Here is a 16,857-nt window from a genome sequence, read left to right on the forward strand (position 1 = left end):
GTCTTTTGACAGCCAGAATCTGTAGACTTTGTGCGGCTCTTATTTTATTGAGTTACGCGCGTTTTCACAATCATCTGAGGGCTTTGAATCTCCACAACAGAGTTGATTTTCAAGGTATTTTTTCTATTTAAAGTATTAATTTAGTAGTAGTAGTATCAGAGAGGCAGAAATAATGTGGATTCCGATAAAATTAAAGACGTAAGTGATTATTTATAAATGGTTTACATCGTTATTTAAACGGGTGATTTCTGTTGAGAACCTGTTAGCTAACAGTCAGTCAAAAGAGGAACTTCTGATGAGTTCCGGTCTTATTTCAGAATCATGGTTCTGACTCTGTTGATAAACCAATCAGGATGTAACATTTTGAGACAGAAATTAAGCAGGTTATGCACAAAACGCGGTGATAAAAAAAGTAGAAAACAGTTAGAGCAGGTGATTTGAAGGGATTGCTTTTCGCAAATTTTCTCACGATTAAAAGAGATAGACTCCCATTTGGTGTTTGATACGAGAAACCTGTTGGCGTAATCCGGGTGACATTTCGAGATCGTTTTGAATTTGACGACAAGCATGGATGACCGTGCTATGGTTTTTACGATTGAAATAAAGGGCGATTTTCTCCAATGAATCTTGAGTCAGCTCTCTGGCAAGAAACATGGCGCATTGTCTGGGGCGCACGAATTGTTGTGATCGATTGGCAGAACGGATTTCTTTAATACTGATTTTGAATTCTTTGCAGACAGATTTGGTAATTTTTGCGATGCTGGTTTTGGGTGGTTCAATATTTCCTTCCAGATATTGTTTCACAAAAGAAGTATTCATCGGTTTTTGATTGATGCGGCTGACGGTTTGGAGTTGATTCAAGAGCGCGTGTAACTCGCGGGGAGAAAGCGCTTTTTTCTGAGCGATTAAAGAGAGCTCTTTATTCTGAAGAGGAATCTTGTCAGAAGTGGCCCACAGCGATAATAAATCCAAACGACTTTGGAACTTCGGGGGATCAATTAAAGCACAAACCCCCCCATGAAACCGATTAACAAGTTTTTTGTGAAAGTGTGCTAATTCACCGGGCGGTTTTGTGGAAGACAATATGATTCTGCCTCCCTGTTTTAGAATTTCATCGATGACAGACAGGAGTTCGCGTTGAGTGTTGTGTCGATTTTCCAGGCTTTGAATGTCTTCCATAATCATTAGGTTTAAAGAGCGGATTTTTTTCTGGAAGTCCGGAATCCGTCGATTACTGGATGCAGCAGCATATTTTGCAGCGAACTCACTGGCCGTAATTAATAGAAACTCTGCATCGGGGTGAGTACTAGAGAATGTTGGAAGTTCACTTGAAATGAGGGCTGATTTGCCGCATCCGGAGGGGCCGTAGACGTAGGCTAATTGCGGATCGGGGACATCTTTTGCAGAGAGTAATTCCGAGAGAGCGGTATGCGCGTACGCATTTTCTTTTAATATTTTAAAAGGTTGGCCTGTGGAGAAATTTGGTTGTTTTCCGGGTTTCGACATCTTAGTTTAAAGCTTGAACATGCGAGTCTGGCTTTGAGAGCTGATGATGGCCGAGTCCGATTCACCGATAAAATCAACGGAGACATCTAAATTGCTACAGATATTTTCCAAGACGTTTTGCAGGTCTAGAATATCCAAATTTGCTGGAACAGCGATTTTGATCATCATTTCAAATGTCTGATTATCTTCCGAACTGGTTGCAGAAAGATCCAGAATATCTACTCCATCCTGGCCGAGTTGTGAAGAAATCATTCTTAAAATACCGGCGCGGTTATTTCCGGAAATGGCTAACAAAAATCGGTCACATTCTTCTGGTGATAGAATCGAGGGGATGTCTACATTCGAATCCTTCACACAGACATCTACATTAAACGCATTGCAAATGCCCTCAATATGTTCCTGAATCAGGGTTGGATCTCGCTGATCGGGAAAATCGGCGGCAATGACGATCGAGAAAAAATTCTGAATATTGGCAATGCTTGCTTCGTGCAGATTTGCACCAAGTTCATCCATGGCGGTTGTGACTGCAGCCATAATTCCAACGCGATTTGCGGCCAACAAAGAAATAATATAGCGATTCATATCAGACTCCAATTCTGTCGACACGGACCTTACTCCTGACATCAACTTGTTCCTGTCATTTCAGGAAAAACGTATTGTAGCGAATCGGTCTTTCAAAAAGCGACAAGTAAACGAAAAATATCAAATCGCGATCTAAATTGATCTAAACTGAATGCAGAACGTTTAGCTATCATTAGAGCGTTTTTTGCTGTAAGTTGTTAAATATCAAAGGGTGCGATCATCAGATCGAGCGAGCCTATCAGTAACTTTTGATAGTTTGGGAAATGATTCATGGTACGACTGGTCTCTCTTTCCATTATCCTCTGCCTGATCCTTTTTTTGGGGATCACCTTTTTCAGAGTGATCATGCCGTTTCTATTGCCGTTATTTCTGGCGGCGGTAGTTGCGATGGTGAGTCAGCCTGTGCTGAATTATTTCGTCAAAAGGACAAAAGGTCACGTTAGAATCGCGGCCGGGATAACAACGACCCTGATTGTATCTGCGATACTTGTTCCCTTATGCGTCGGCATCTTTCTGGGATCCCTCCAACTTTTTACAACGGTTGTCAACACGCTGGACGAGGCGAACTGGAAAAAGACGGTGCAAACCGTTCGCCAAAAAATAGAAGTGAGTAACGATAAATTACATCAAGTTATCGAATGGTCAGAGCAATATTTAGAGAAAGAAGTAGATTTCACGGCGTCGGGTGAGACGGAGAAAAAAGCTGCGACGGTAGAAGAATTTGCCCGAAAAAATCTGCAGTCAGCCTTACTGCCTATTGCACGACGTTCTCTGGGCGTTGCGGCATCAACGGTCGGATTGTTGGGAAGTCTGTTTTCAGCTTTAATTGCCTGGGTAATGTTTATTATCGCACTTTACTATTTTCTGGCGGACGGTTATTCGCTGATCGACTCAACTCAATCATTAATTCCAGTCCATGTTGATTACCAGAAAAGGCTGATTGATCAGTTTCAAAAAGTCGTGCGTGCTGTTGTGCTGGCAACTTTCCTGGCTGCAATCGGACAAGGTTTAACGACCGCGGTGGCATTGTATGTGGTTGGCTTTGATCATTTCGTGATCTTTCTCATCCTGGCAACGATCACATCGATGGTCCCCTTATTGGGTTCCTGGTTGATCTGGGCTCCCTGCGCCGGCTGGCTTATGTATCAGGGTCACTGGGGATCTGCGATTTTCCTGATCGCTATTGGCACGCTGGTGGTGGGAACTATGGATAACGTCATTCGGACTTATGTGCTGCAAAGTGATGCCAAACTGCACCCCTTGCTGGCTTTCGTCAGTGTTTTGGGCGGATTACAAATGATGGGGCTCTGGGGTGTGTTTATCGGGCCGATAGTGGCATCCTGTCTGCATGCCCTGGTTCAGATCTTCAATACAGAGCTCAAAGCGTTTTCTCAGGAAAAATTTCAAAATCCGGAACTGTTGGAATCCGAGTCCAGGAAACCTGCTGAAGAAAAAACTGAGCCTGAAGATGAGCCTGCGAAAAGTGAAACAGAGTCTATCACGAAGACGAAATCTTCGGAAAAACAAGCAGCAGATCAGTCGGAAAGTGGGGAGAAATCTCCCCCTGCGTCTTAATGGCTTGTGCTCAACGTGAAGATTGGCAATAGCATGGAAAGTGCAATAAATCCGATGATGGAACCCATACAAACAACCATAATGGGTTCAATTAAAGTGGTCGCAGATTTGATTGAGACTTTCACTTCCCGGTCGAAATAATCACTCAATTTGTTTAATACCATTCCCAATCGACCTGTAGATTCACCCGAAGCGATCATTTGTTGCATCGTGGGAGGAAATAAGGTTTTTCCTTCCAGTGCCTCATGAATCTGTTTCCCGGTTGTAACCTGATCGCTGATATCTTCCCAGCTCTGCTTAAAGTGGATATTGTCGGTAACTCCGGCACTGAGTTGAATGGCTTCGAGCATGGGAACGCCGGCATTGATGGTGGTTGCTAATGTGCGAATGCTACGGCTGATCGCCAGTTTTTTCAACATCGTCCCGAAGATTGGCAAACGAATAATGAGCCAATCAAAGCCAGATTTCCCCCAGGTTTGAGACCTTATGTAAAATAAGCCCGCGACGGAAATCGCAAGAAACAGTAAGATAAGATACCAGTAAGAGGTAATCATTGTTGAGACAAAAATCATTGCCTTGGTTGGTGCAGGAACAGCGGCACCCCGAGCCGCGAACATGGGCATCAGTTTCGGGAAGACATATGTCAGCAGGAAAATACAAACTCCAATACACATCACAAACATGATTGCAGGATAAACTAATGCGCCTTTGACCTGTTGGATAGTTTCCTGTTCTTCTTCTGCCTGTGTGGCAATTCGGTTCAACATTTGAGGCATTGTTCCACTGGCTTCACTGGCCTTGACTAAATTGACAAACGTCATGTCAAAACAGCGAGGAAACTCGGCCAGCGCGGAAGAAAGGTCGCTACCTGCTTCCACATTTTTCTGTATCTGTATCAGAATCTCGCGCAGCGTCTGATTTTCGAGTTGTTTAGAAATCCCTTCCAGAGCGGTGGCAACGGGTACTCCGGCATCAACCATAATTGCCAGTTGATTGGTGAAGTAGATAATTTCTTTCCGCGAAACGCGACTTTTTAACGAGATCGAATACTTTTCTTTGGAACCATTTTCTGTTTCTTCCAATGAGAGCAGATAGAGGCCTTCCTGACGTAATTTGACCACCGCATCATCACGCGAATCAGCTACGAGTTCACCAGATTGATTCTGGCCGGTTGTATTTCTTGCTGTGTAAGTAAATTGCATGGTTCAACCTTTTTTTGAGGAGATGGCCTAAGTGAGGAGCCCCTGTGATTGTTCTTTGGGTGACTCACCTTTTAATTCCTGCAAATACTCATCCACAACTTCAGGATCCACTTTTCCATTCAATAGCAGTTCTTTCAAAGCCTGTTCCATTGTTTGCATACCCATACGGCGGTTGGTGGAGATCACGCCGGGAATCAGATGCGATGTTGACTCTCGTATGCTGGTCTGAATAGCACGATTCGTCAGCATGATTTCAGCAGCAGCGATTCGTCCTTTCGAGAAAGCAGCGGGTAATAATTGTTGCGTAATTACAGCGCGAAGAGATTCTGCGAGATGGCTGCGAATTTGTGCTTGCTCTCCTGGCGTAAACACTTCTACGAGACGATCCACAACACCTGCAGCAGTAGAAGCATGCAATGATGCCAAAACCAGATGTCCGGTTTCTGCAGCCTGGAGCGCTACGCGAATGGTATCGAGGTCTCGCAATTCGCCGATCAGGATGACATCCGGGTCTTGTCTGAGAATATGTTTCAGTCCCGATGCAAAATCAGGGCAATCTTCGCCGATCTCGCGCTGTTCAATCAGCGAATTTCCGTGTTGAAACTGATATTCGATCGGATCTTCTAAAGTGATAATGTGTTTGGACTCGCGTTGATTAATGGCTTCAATCATGGCAGCCAGTGTCGTTGATTTACCGGATCCTGTCTGACCTGTTACCAGAACTAATCCCGTTTTGAGGTGGGTGATCTCTTCAACAACCGGCGGTAACTCCAAGTTGTCCAATATACAGACATCATTTGAGTAGCGTCGGATCGCAGCAGCTAAAGTCCCTCGTTGAACGTGTATGTTAAAACGAAACCGGCCCAGACGTGGAATGGTGATAGCGAAGTCCACATCTTTTTGTTTTTCCAGCGTTTCTTTCTGCTTGTCTTTTAGGATTTGATCGCAGAGGTCTCTGATGGTTTCCGGATCCAGTGGCTCTAAGGTGGTCGTTTTTAATACGCCGTCAATGCGGAATACCGGAGGCGCATCAGTCACCAGCAGGATGTCTGAGGCATCGCTGTCTACGGCTGCGTGTAAAAGGTCATTGATTTCCATATTTGAATCGCCCTTTCAGGCTTTGATGAAACGTGTTTGAACAAACTATGATCAATGCTTGATCGTTGATTTCCGGGGAATCCAGCCTTCATCGCTGACTTTGAGTGCTTCTTCGATTGTTGTCAGCCCTTCTTTTGCCTTGCGGATGGCATCATATCGCAGCGGTATCATTCCGCTGTTTTGCGCATATTCTTTTACCGAGGCAACCCTGGGGTCTGTCGTGATGATTTCACGTAATTTGTCATCAATGGTCAGTATTTCGTGAACTCCAATTCGACCGGAAAATCCGGTATTGCGGCATTTTTTGCAGCCTTTCCCTTTATAAAATTCGTCACCTTCCAGGCCCATGCGTTCCACTGCAAGCTGCATCGCCTTGGGCAGTTCATATTGTGTTTTACATTTGGGACAGATCTTCCGGCAAAGTCTTTGGGCGAGCGCCATATTCACCGCAGCGCCGATGAGATAATCGTCTACTCCCATATTGATTAAGCGTATGATTGCGGAAATGGCATCGTTGGTATGCAGAGTACTGAAAACAAGGTGCCCGGTAAGCGCTGCCTGGATCGCAATTTTTCCGGTTTCCTGATCCCGAATTTCGCCCACCATGAGCACATCGGGATCTTGTCGCAACAGACTTCGCAAAACCGTCGCAAAAGAAAATCCGATCTTTTCGTTGACCTGGAATTGATTGATCATCGGAAGCTGATATTCAATCGGATCTTCTACAGTACAAACATTTTTTTCGATAGAACTGACGGCATTCAAGGCAGCATAGAGTGTTGTACTTTTACCACTTCCGGTAGGTCCTGTTACGAGAATAATTCCATTGGGCTTTTGTAATTGTTCGCTGAAGTTTTCCAGTACTTCAGAACTGAATCCCAACTGTTCCAGAGAGACATTCACACTGCGATTATCGAGAATTCGGATTACAACTTTTTCACCGGTCGGCATTGGCAGTGTGCTGACACGCAGGTCGATAGGTCGCCCTTCCATCAAAACATGAATTCTGCCATCCTGAGGCAAACGACGTTCGCTGATATCCAGGCTGGCCATAATTTTGATTCGAGAAGAGACAGCGGGAGCCAGATGGATGGGCGGCTCAAGAGCTTGTTGGAGGACTCCATCAACTCGATAGCGAATGCGCAATTGTTGTTCGGTTGGTTCGATATGGATATCGCTGGCGCCTTCACGGACGGCATTGTAAACAATGTAGTTTACGAGTTTGATGATGGGGCTTTGGCCGGCAAATTCGACATCAAATCCGATATCGTCGATTGATTCTTCAATCAGCTCTACATTTGTCCCATTGGCATCATCAATGATATCGTCAATGACGAATACATTGGTATTGGGCATATAGGTCTGCACCATACGCCTGATTTCGCGGGCGCTGGCTGCGACGATCTGGATTTCGGATTTTGTCAGATTGCTTAATTGATCGACCAGAAACACGTTTGTCGGTTCCGCGACGGCGACCGTCAGAACATTCCGTACTTTAAACAGCGGAAGTACGGTATGTTTTTCCACGAATTCGCGCGGAAGTATCTCAAATATTTTCGAGTCGAACATGCGGCTGTCGAGCTGCACGTAGGGAATTCGATATTCCAGTGCCAGACATTCGAGAACCTGCTCTTCAGTACAATATTCGCTGAGAACGAGGAGTTCGCCGAGTAACTGATTCCCATCACCGTTGGCCTGTTCTTCCAGCGCAGATTCTAATTGCTCCAACGTGATGTACTCTTTATAGACGAGCAAATCACCGAGCCGCATTTTAGGTTGTAATAAGGAATTATTATTCATGTTGAATCTATAATTTTATTATTGAAAACTGGCGACCGCTTCGATGACCGAATCAAAGATATCAATCCGCTGATCGAGGCGTGTCATTTCCAGTATTTTTTTTCCGGGTTCTTCCAGACCGCTGATTTTCAGATTTCCACCTTGTTCTCGTGTCAGATCCTGCAAATCCAGTAAAGCGGTCAGTCCGGCAGAATCCAGGACTTCGCTGCGATCCATTTGCAGGACGACCTGATAATGCTGCTGATTGATTGCATCCGAAAGTGAATTCACAAAATCAGTGGAAGTATCATCTGTTAGTTCATCCGGTGTGTGTGCCACCAGGACATTTCCAAATATTTCTGTTGTAATCTGCATATTATTAAGATCTATGTACTGGGTTTTCTAGCCGAATTGGGAACCAGTCCTGCAACCTGATTTCTTCCGTTTTCTTTTGCTTTATATAAATATTCATCTGCCATTTTTACGAGCTCGTTGGTTGTAGATGCGGGATGATTGAGTTCCGTGACTCCGAAGCTGGCCGTTACCTGTAGCTGCTGTCCTTCGAACAGCATCGGACAATTTTCTAATGTTTCGCGGAGATCTTCTGCAATTTGCATCGCCTGTGAATACTCATGGTCGACTAGTACGCCTATGAATTCTTCTCCACCATATCGGGCAAGAATGGCATTTTCTGGCATGACTGTACTCCAGATACGAGCGACTTCTTTCAGGACAAAGTCTCCTGCCTGATGACCATAAGTGTCATTGAACGATTTGAAATGATCGATGTCGCTCATGACCAGGCTCAGGCTGGTCGATTGACTATTCGCACTTTTTACCATTTCATGCAGTTTTTCCTGGAAGGTGGCATGATTGTAAAGACCTGTCAGGCCGTCACGACTTGCCATTTCTTCAATGCGTTTAAACAACTGTGAGTTTTTAATACCCAGTGCATAGATGTTTGAAAGGATGTAAAGCAATCGACCTGTGGTTGGCGATTCGACGTCGACTTTGTCGATGATCATCAGGCCGATTAATTCAGATCCCACAGTCAGCGGAGCAATTGCATCCGGCATATGAGGATCTTCTTCGAGAATTCGTTTCAGACGATAATCCTGTTCTGCATCATTTCTCATCACGATTTGTCGATTTTCAATGACCCATGCAGCAACGCCTCTGTTATGGACTGGTCGATAATCGAGCTTATCGCGGGAACGGGTCGGCAGCGCATTTTTCAAGGCACGCGTCTTATTATCCCAGAGATAAACCTGGCAGTATCCGCATTGGAGAGAGGCTTTAGCAGTGCTGACGACGGTTGGAATCAGGGATTCATTGGATTGATTCGTAGAGATCCGACGACCGATATCCTGCAAAGTCAGTAATAACAACGGATAATTGACCCCCGTTTCTGCTTCGGGATTTTCCGAGGATTCGTGCTGCTGAAGTTCGCTGGAATCTTTTTTGGAAACTGTTTTATTAAAATCGGATGTAGACTCTTTTTGCGATTCATATAATTGACGAACCAGCTCGTCATTCTGAATCGAAACCTGTGAAAGTCTCCCGCGCAGCTTTTCAATGTAGACATCGATCAGCAAAGTCAATCCGATAATCACGGCAGCACTCATGATACTGAGTGGATAAGCAGGATTGCCCTCGCTGGTATCCGTTCTGAAAAAGATTTCTGCAAAACAGGAACCAACGGCCAATGCGGTTAGGGTCCAATAACAAATTCGAGGAGACGAAATCGCCGCCAGGACAATCACGGGAGCCAGCAACAACAATGGTGCTATACCAAGGGGCCAACCCATATGTGAGCCTAGAATAACTGAGAGTGGGCACAAGCAGACCACTAACAGTGAATAGGACCAGAACTGGATGGCAGTATAATAATTTCGCATGTTAAATCGCTTCACCAATATTTCGTTGTTAAATAGTTTAGCCAATTAAATCATGTGTGTTGTTCAGACTTTCCTGAACTTGTGCCAATAGTTTTTTGGGGCTGAAAGGTTTGACCATGACGTTCGTAATTTTGAGTGTTTCAATATATTCGTCGTGGTCAAATTCAAAACCTTTACCGGTTAATAATGTAACAGGAATGGTTTGAGAATCCGTAAAATCTCGAATTTTTTCGCAGAGTTCCAATCCATTCATGCGTGGCATTTGCAAATCTGTGATCACCAGATTCGGTGCGCGATCTTGAATTCTTTCCCAACAAGCCAATCCATCGGGAAAGCATTCCACCTCCAGATCCGCTTTCTTCAGTTTCATGCTGATGGCTCGAACAATGTGTGAATCATCATCACATACATAAACCAGAGGAATCATTTTTTCTTCCTTTATTACTATTATAACGCTTGTTACAAGCGATCTTTTCAAGTGAATGGATTTGTATCAGACAGTTGCTGACGGTGCCAATTGCTGAACTCTTTTCTTTTCCTTGTGTCCCAGCGGGATGTTGATAGCGAAACAAGTTCCCTCGTTCACCTTTGACTGAACTGAAATCGAACCATTGTGCACATTGGTGACAATGAAGTGGACCAGGGAGAGCCCTAGTCCGGTACCCGCTGCAGAACGATTGTTTTCAGGTACTCTGTAGAATCGGTCAAAAATATGAGGCAGCGAATCTTCGGGAATCCCGAGTCCGGTATCGCGGACTTCAATGACAGCAGATGCCTCTTCCATTCGACTCCGTAGACAGACTTCGTGGCCATGGGGTGTATATTTAACAGCATTTGATAAGAGATTAATAATTGCCTGTCCGAGCATATCTTTGTCTACATGCACGGGCAAATACAGATCACTGAGTTGTGTGGTAATGGTAATCTCTTTTTCTGCTGCAGTCGGTGAGATGACATCAAAGGCTTTTTTCAGAATATCGTTCAGTTCATAGTCGTGCCGCTTAATATCGACGACACCGCTTTCAATTCTGGCGAGATTGAGCATGCTGTTAACCAACCTTGTAAGCCGATCAATCTGTTCATTGATAAAGCCATAGAGCTCCATAGCTTCGTCTGCTTCACATTCACCATCGATGAGCATTTCCACATACGCTTTGATGCCCGACATGGGTGTTTTCAATTCGTGTGCCACTGACGAAACGAATTCAGCATGATTTGTTTTTTCCTTGTTTTCTTCACCATTATTTTCGATGACAACAACCGTACCCAGCGCGGTTTGGTTTTCATCGCATAGATTGGTAGCAATGGCGCAGAAATGATTCGTTGATCCATTGGATGTGAATTCGAATTCTGTCCGCCTGCACGAAGTGGCATCTTTGCGTTGGATGGTTTTTGTTAATAATCGGCTCAATTCTGGAATAACAGTATCATTAAATAAGGTCTTACTCAGTGATAAACTTGAATCAGAATGAGTTTCGTTCTGGTCGGCTTTTGAGATTAGAAAAGCGTCCGCAGCAGAATTTGAAAATTCCAGTACATGTTGTGCGTCAAAAATCATAATGCCGGTGTCCAAGTTCTTCAGCACAGACTCTCTCAACATTTCTTTTTTGATTAAGGAATTTAATCGGGCCTTCAAAATGGTTTGAACCTGTTTCGTAGAGAGCAGTTCTGAATCCGAATGCTCGATCTTCTGAAGTGCTTCGGTGAAGAGACTTCCAAAGAAGTTTTTGTGCTGAATCTTTGACCGATTTAATTCAGGGTTTTTCAAACAGGCCATAATTTGGTCGCGGTCTTTCTGGATTGATTTCACTAACCAGGCCCAGCCAGCTAATGAGGCAGTTAGAGCGATCACAAGCGCAATCGCCGGATTCGTTAAACCGCTTGTCACAAGCAGGCTATCTGCGCAGCTGACTACAATGAGTAGTACCACCAGATACCAGTAATTTGCATAATTTTTCATAACCAATAACTTTCTCAGTTGTAGACAAATACTACTGAAAAAAAGAACTCTTTGTGCCCGATAGATTCAGAGGTCACTATTCAGACCTCTACGGATGAGTAGTGGGTTATCTCAACACTTAAATCTAGGTTACGAAATGCATGTTGTCCAATTCTGCAATGGAGAAAGGACAAAAGGAACCCATTGGTGGCGATGCGTTCACATTAGATATGAAGCGTGAGGTTTCCTACTTTGCAGGGAGCAGCGCGGCAACCTGCAACAGCGTGGGATCCGCGGGCCACTTTGTGCGGGCTGTATCGATAATCGTTTTTGCATTAATACTCTGTCCGCGGTTTATTGCGCATAACCCTCGCAATATCTCTACATGGAGTAACTGATGCTGATGTGCGGTTGAGATCTGATCAAAGATGTGTTGCGCTTGATCGAGCTTTCTGAGTCGCAATGCGGAATCGCCGAAGGCAATCATTTCTGAAAGAGAAAGTGATTTTGGATCATTCTTCTGGCAGATGATAAAATCCTCAAAAGCGGCAGAATAGTCTCCGGAATAGTACAGGCAGCGGGCACGGTGCTTTCGCCAGATATGATTATTGGGGAAGTGGTTTACAACCATTGTGTAATAGATGCTGGCCTGTTTCCACTGCTGGTTTGCCTCGCTAATGCGCCCCAATGCGATGGGGAGCCGTCGGCTGCCTGACATGGTATGCAAAGCGCGTAAGAGGACCTGATGCGCATCGTCTGATCTCCCGGTTTGTTCATAGAAGGCTGCCAGTTTGAGAGCATAATCTTCATCATACGGTTTTAACTCAATGGCGCGTTTCAGGCAGGCCATTCCTTCCTGAGTTTGTCCAGCTTGAAAGAACAGGGTGCCTATGGCGCTCTGTTTATCTGAATCATGCGGGCTGGCCGCTCGAATCGCGCGTAGGGACTGCAGATATTGCCTTTGATCGCCCATATCATAAGAGAGTTGCGCTTCGATTTCGAATGTGCCAATATGCCCGGGGTCGATCTCGCGCGCTGATGCTAGAAGAATTTTTGCCTGCCTCAATTCACCTTTGGAATAGTGATCGAGAGCCTGTTGTACAATTTCATTTGCCTGTACGTTGTAAGGAGAGACTCTTTGATGCGGATTGGCTGGTTCCGGCTTGTGATCAGCGGGCTGCAAGTCTTTTGTCTGTTTTGCGGCGAATGGAAAATTCGAGATAGCCAATGACTGGCATCCACAGCAAACAAGAGAAGTCGCACAGAACAGAAAGAATGTCTGAAGTAAAGAGAAACGCGCAGGCCCAACCATGTTTACGGATCTCCTTCCAGGGAAGGTATTGAGACTTCTTCTTCTGAAGGAGGTAATCCGATCAGGCTTCTATTTCGATTTATTAACTCCTGCTCAACGTATTTTAGTAGCTGGATGGCTTCCAGATTATTCTTATCCAGTCGGACGGCAATCTTGCTATGTATTTTCGCTTTGGGCAAATTACCAAGCGTCAGGTACTTCTTGGCCTGCTTGATATGAGACTGAACAATGCGTACCTGATTGATAGGGAGCAAGTTCTTTTTGAACGAATTCAGGCGTTCTTCCCCTTCATACTTCTGTCTTTCCCCTTCGGATTGAGCTGTTTCTGCCTGTACAATACGGGGTGTAATTAGAATGATCAATTCTGTGCGCTGTGTAATTTCGCGCTGCAATCGGAATGCATTTCCGATAAGAGGAATGGCACCTAAAAAAGGGACCTGATTTTTAGCATCAGAAGTGCGCTCTTCAATCAAGCCTCCAATGACGACGGTATGACCATCACGAACCATTACATTTGTAGTGACTTCGGTCGTCTGTAAGTCGGGAAGACTTGTTCTCGGGTTAATTGTGGCAGAACTGCGTTCGGGGTGAATTTCCATGCGGATCTGACCGTCGGGTGTGATGAAAGGTCGCAAGTTCAGTACAATCCCCGAATCCAGGAAGTTGACATTCTGGATCGATGTGGTTCCGTTTTGTGTGACAGTGGAGTAGCTGGTTCTGTCACCGATAATCAGTTCGGCTTTTTGTTTATTCAGGGCTCGTAACTGAGGCGAAGCAATCAGGTTTGTTTCAGTAATATCTTCCAGTGCTTCGATAAAGCCACTGACATCGCCGTGTAAGAATCCATACTTCAATCCCGCCAGATCTGCAATAAATTGTCCGGTTGGTGGGACTAGCGCGCTTCCCGAACCTGGAAATCCGCTGGAACCGTTTAAGGTCTGGCCATTGCCGTCTACCAGCAGGTTTTTTTCATTTCCTCCCAATACGGCAAAGTTCACGCCGAACCGCATATCATCATTCAGCAAAACGCTGATGATCATCGCTTCGATCACGACTTGCATGGGTGGAATGTCCATCTCTTTCACCAGACGGTCCACTTCTTCCAGTATTTCGGGGTAGTCACGAACCAGGAGCGAGTCGTTCTGAGCAAAGGAGTCACCGCCGGCGCTCGTTTCATCGGGTGTGATCCCTATTTCGCTGGGCGTGGTGAGTGAAATAATCCCTACATTTTCAGTTAGTATCGGCGTAATGAGATTTTGTAATTCCTTGGCACTGATATAAAAGGGACTGTATAACTTGGTCACAACTTTGCGAGTGGACTTCTTTTTTTCTTCCAGTTGTGCCTGCGTCATTACATAAATGAAAGCTCCTTCTTGTTCAGAAGTGAGATCGCGTGAACGCAATATGGCGTCCAGGGCCTGTACCGGAGTCACATTTTTTAAATTTGCTGTAATCGTGCCTGTAACACCTTGTCCGGTCATAATATTTTTTCCGGAAAGTTCACCTAACATGTCCAGGACCTGCAAGATTTCTGCATCCTGAATTTGCAGCGAAAATGTTTCATTAGAATCTTTATCAGGACTTACTTTCAGTAACGGCTGTTTTTTCTCGTGTTTTTTCTCGGCATTTTCCTGTGTTGTTGTTACTGGAACTGCTGTATTTTCGGGTTCTGTTTTTTTGTCTGTGTTGGCTGGATCCTTTTGCTGCAAACCATCCAGTTTGCGTTCGAGGTCGCGCAATTGATTCATTTGCTGCATCTGTTTCAGCAATTTCGTTGCCTGTTCGAGTCGATCTGTATTTTGTGCCAGCTCCAAATTCGATTTTTCCTGCGCTTGAATTTGCAGATTTGTCAGGCGATCTACTTGCCTGGTCAAACTAACCAGGCGTGTCTCCATTTTGGAAACCTCCCGATTTTTGACAGCGGAATCTCCATCGGAAGCCAAATGGAACTGAATTGCGTGTGCGCGTTCCGTGTTTGTTTTTTGTGCGTTTGTGATCTCGATGCCCGGTTCGATCAATAAGCGAGAACCGGCAGATTCTTTTGAATGCGAATGATTGGGAGTTGCTAACTTCGCAGGAGCCGAATTGGTCGTCTGCTGAACGGTTTTCGGGTCTCGGCTCTGATTGGTATCACCTGATTGAGACACTGATTGAGAAAACCGGGACTGATCGATTTCAGCGGGCTTCGTACGCTGAGCCCGCGCTTGATGCTGTGCTGGAATAAACAGAGACTGAGGCGTTTTGACATCTGTCATGGCGGCGATCAACAATAGTGAAAGCCCCGTCAGTGTTGCCCAGAATGCCGGTAAAAAAAAATGTCTTTTCATGTTTCGACCATCATCCATGATCGTTCGAATCAATATCCAAAACTTCAGTGATGCGAACGGTTATTGTGCAAACTTGATAAACGCAGAAGGATCGTTTTGAATTTTTAATTCAAATTTGTGCTCGCCTTGTCTCAATATCACATTACGGGTTGCAACCCGTTCTAATATATAAGTCACATTTTCGTGTTCGAGTGTTTTGCCTTCATAATACATTTTATTATTGATGATGGCTGCTTTACGGTATTTTCCAATGATGGTCGTCTTCAGGACGAGATCTGTCGGCAGAACCGGAACCACTTTTTCGTGATTCTGTTGAGAGTCTTTACTGGATGTCTCTGACTCTTCAGCAAATAAGATGGGAGGTGAAAACTGATCTCGATTGACTTTGAACGGATTTTTTTGAACTGCTCCCATTTGGACAGACTGAACGAGAGGATCACTTTGCATCAGTGAATCAAATTGTTTCCAGGAATTTCGTGGTTCATCGGTAGAGTCGCTTTGCGCAAAACTCATCTCCGTCTTGACGGGAGGGCGTTGAGGTATCGCCCGGGTATTCACTTCGGCCGGCATGATGGCAGGAGCTGCGGTCCCTCGTAATACACGATATAAAGGTGGAATCCAGAAGTAGAATCCCACTAGAAATAAGAGGCCTAACAGCAATGTTTTCTGCCAGCTTACTTTCAAATCGTGTAATAATTGTTCACTGAAAAATTTCACGTTTTGCATACTACTTTATTGAAATATGACCATGTTAGAGTGGAAACGGATTGCAATGATTGAAAAACAGGACGATTTCCCTTCAGGATATACAAAACAGGGAAACTTGAATTCGAGTGTGTCCTTATCTTTTATCGGCTGAAAGAAAGGCATTACTAACCCTATTCTCGTCAAAATCAGAAAAATCCCTCTGATTGCCGCGTAATGCGTAAACTGACAACTCAATGGTTCCTTTGACAAACCCCTCAAGTTCTTTATTTTGTTTTGTGAGGGCAATATCTGAAACGGTAAACAAACGCTCCTCATGATCCAGGCCGTTCAAAAAATCGATCACGCCGGAATATGGGCCTGAAATACTTAGCAAAAAAGGCTGCCTGATGTAGGTTTCGTTCAAAACAAATTCTCCCGGATTCAATTCTGAAACCGTAAGGGACGATGTTTTTGCCAATAATGCAACTCGTTGTAAAACCTGATGCGTATCTTTGATTGTCGGGATCCGATGCTGATGCCGATGTATGAATCCCAATCGTTGGTTCAATTCTTGATGGAGTTGCTCTAGCTGTTTCACTCTGTCGGGGATTTCGCGAATCTCTTGCTGTATCTGCGCAATTTCTTTGTTCAGTTTCTGTTTTTGTTTCAAACCGGGGAGATAGACGACAAAAGTAAAGATGGCTACTACAACCGAGAGGCCAATAATGGTGATTAAACTATCGCGACGCAATTTTTCATTCATTGTTGAATCCTCCTGTGATGGGGATATCCAGGCTGGCGGTTGAACTGAGATCCACGGCAGGGATATACATCCCCGGTGCTTTCACCACCATTCTGAGCTGAAACACTCGCATCGGTTGGCCTTCAAAAGTACTCTCATTGGATTGAAGCAATTCGATTTCTTTGAATAGTCCTACTTGATTCAGGTGAG

At 44.7% G+C, this 16,857-nt stretch carries 15 protein-coding genes; 1 reads left to right on the forward strand and 14 read right to left on the reverse strand.

The annotated features are described in order from the left end of the window. Window positions 1–471: 471 nt before the first annotated feature. Both Q0668_RS24120 and Q0668_RS24125 read right to left on the reverse strand, forming a co-directional pair. Window positions 472–1,506, reverse strand: a complete 1,035-nt coding sequence (locus Q0668_RS24120; RefSeq protein WP_298869107.1) for a DnaA/Hda family protein — start codon at window positions 1,504–1,506, stop codon at window positions 472–474. A gap of 6 nt (window positions 1,507–1,512) precedes the next feature. Continuing rightward, the gene (locus tag Q0668_RS24125; RefSeq protein ID WP_298869108.1) at window positions 1,513–2,112 is read right to left on the reverse strand and encodes an ACT domain-containing protein; all 600 of its coding nucleotides are present in this window, start codon (window positions 2,110–2,112) and stop codon (window positions 1,513–1,515) included. 246 nt (window positions 2,113–2,358) lie between these two features. On the opposite strand from Q0668_RS24125, the gene Q0668_RS24130 reads away from it, so the two are divergent. After that, entirely contained in the window at window positions 2,359–3,663 is a 1,305-nt protein-coding gene (locus Q0668_RS24130; RefSeq protein ID WP_298869109.1) for an AI-2E family transporter, read from the forward strand. Here Q0668_RS24130 and Q0668_RS24135 read toward each other — a convergent pair. The 12 genes from Q0668_RS24135 to Q0668_RS24190 form a co-directional block, all read right to left on the reverse strand. Next, entirely contained in the window at window positions 3,660–4,865 is a 1,206-nt protein-coding gene (locus Q0668_RS24135) for a type II secretion system F family protein (protein WP_298869110.1), read from the reverse strand. The genes Q0668_RS24130 and Q0668_RS24135 overlap by 4 nt on opposite strands. A gap of 27 nt (window positions 4,866–4,892) precedes the next feature. After that, the gene (locus tag Q0668_RS24140) at window positions 4,893–5,963 is read right to left on the reverse strand and encodes a type IV pilus twitching motility protein PilT (protein ID WP_298869111.1); all 1,071 of its coding nucleotides are present in this window, start codon (window positions 5,961–5,963) and stop codon (window positions 4,893–4,895) included. Window positions 5,964–6,014: 51 nt separating this feature from the next. Beyond that, complete coding sequence (locus tag Q0668_RS24145; RefSeq protein ID WP_298869112.1) at window positions 6,015–7,763, reverse strand: GspE/PulE family protein; 1,749 nt, start codon at window positions 7,761–7,763, stop codon at window positions 6,015–6,017. An 18-nt stretch (window positions 7,764–7,781) separates the two neighbouring features. After that, a complete protein-coding gene (locus tag Q0668_RS24150) occupies window positions 7,782–8,117 on the reverse strand; it encodes an STAS domain-containing protein (protein ID WP_298869113.1) in 336 nt (111 codons plus the stop codon). An 11-nt stretch (window positions 8,118–8,128) separates the two neighbouring features. Next, window positions 8,129–9,640 (reverse strand): sensor domain-containing diguanylate cyclase, encoded by a 1,512-nt coding sequence (locus Q0668_RS24155; RefSeq protein WP_298869114.1) that lies wholly within the window; start codon window positions 9,638–9,640, stop codon window positions 8,129–8,131. A gap of 37 nt (window positions 9,641–9,677) precedes the next feature. Continuing rightward, window positions 9,678–10,067: a response regulator gene (locus tag Q0668_RS24160; protein ID WP_298869115.1), complete on the reverse strand. Its 390-nt coding sequence runs from the start codon at window positions 10,065–10,067 to the stop codon at window positions 9,678–9,680. A 66-nt stretch (window positions 10,068–10,133) separates the two neighbouring features. Next, window positions 10,134–11,600, reverse strand: coding sequence for a HAMP domain-containing sensor histidine kinase (locus Q0668_RS24165; protein WP_298869116.1), 1,467 nt, complete (start codon window positions 11,598–11,600; stop codon window positions 10,134–10,136). A gap of 226 nt (window positions 11,601–11,826) precedes the next feature. Next, window positions 11,827–12,891, reverse strand: coding sequence for a lipopolysaccharide assembly protein LapB (locus Q0668_RS24170; protein ID WP_298869117.1), 1,065 nt, complete (start codon window positions 12,889–12,891; stop codon window positions 11,827–11,829). Window positions 12,892–12,893: 2 nt separating this feature from the next. Further along, window positions 12,894–15,218, reverse strand: a complete 2,325-nt coding sequence (locus Q0668_RS24175; RefSeq protein WP_298869118.1) for a hypothetical protein — start codon at window positions 15,216–15,218, stop codon at window positions 12,894–12,896. A gap of 60 nt (window positions 15,219–15,278) precedes the next feature. Beyond that, complete coding sequence (locus tag Q0668_RS24180) at window positions 15,279–15,944, reverse strand: hypothetical protein (protein ID WP_298869119.1); 666 nt, start codon at window positions 15,942–15,944, stop codon at window positions 15,279–15,281. A 115-nt stretch (window positions 15,945–16,059) separates the two neighbouring features. Next, on the reverse strand, window positions 16,060–16,668 hold the full coding sequence (pilO, locus tag Q0668_RS24185; RefSeq protein WP_298869120.1) for a type 4a pilus biogenesis protein PilO: 609 nt from the start codon (window positions 16,666–16,668) through the stop codon (window positions 16,060–16,062). Further along, a partial coding sequence (locus Q0668_RS24190; RefSeq protein ID WP_298869121.1) for a hypothetical protein occupies window positions 16,661–16,857 on the reverse strand: 197 nt, incomplete at its 5' end. The genes pilO and Q0668_RS24190, both read right to left, overlap by 8 nt.

It is taken from the genome of uncultured Gimesia sp. (assembly GCF_937910335.1).
In the GTDB taxonomy this organism is placed as follows: Bacteria; Planctomycetota; Planctomycetia; order Planctomycetales; family Planctomycetaceae; genus Gimesia.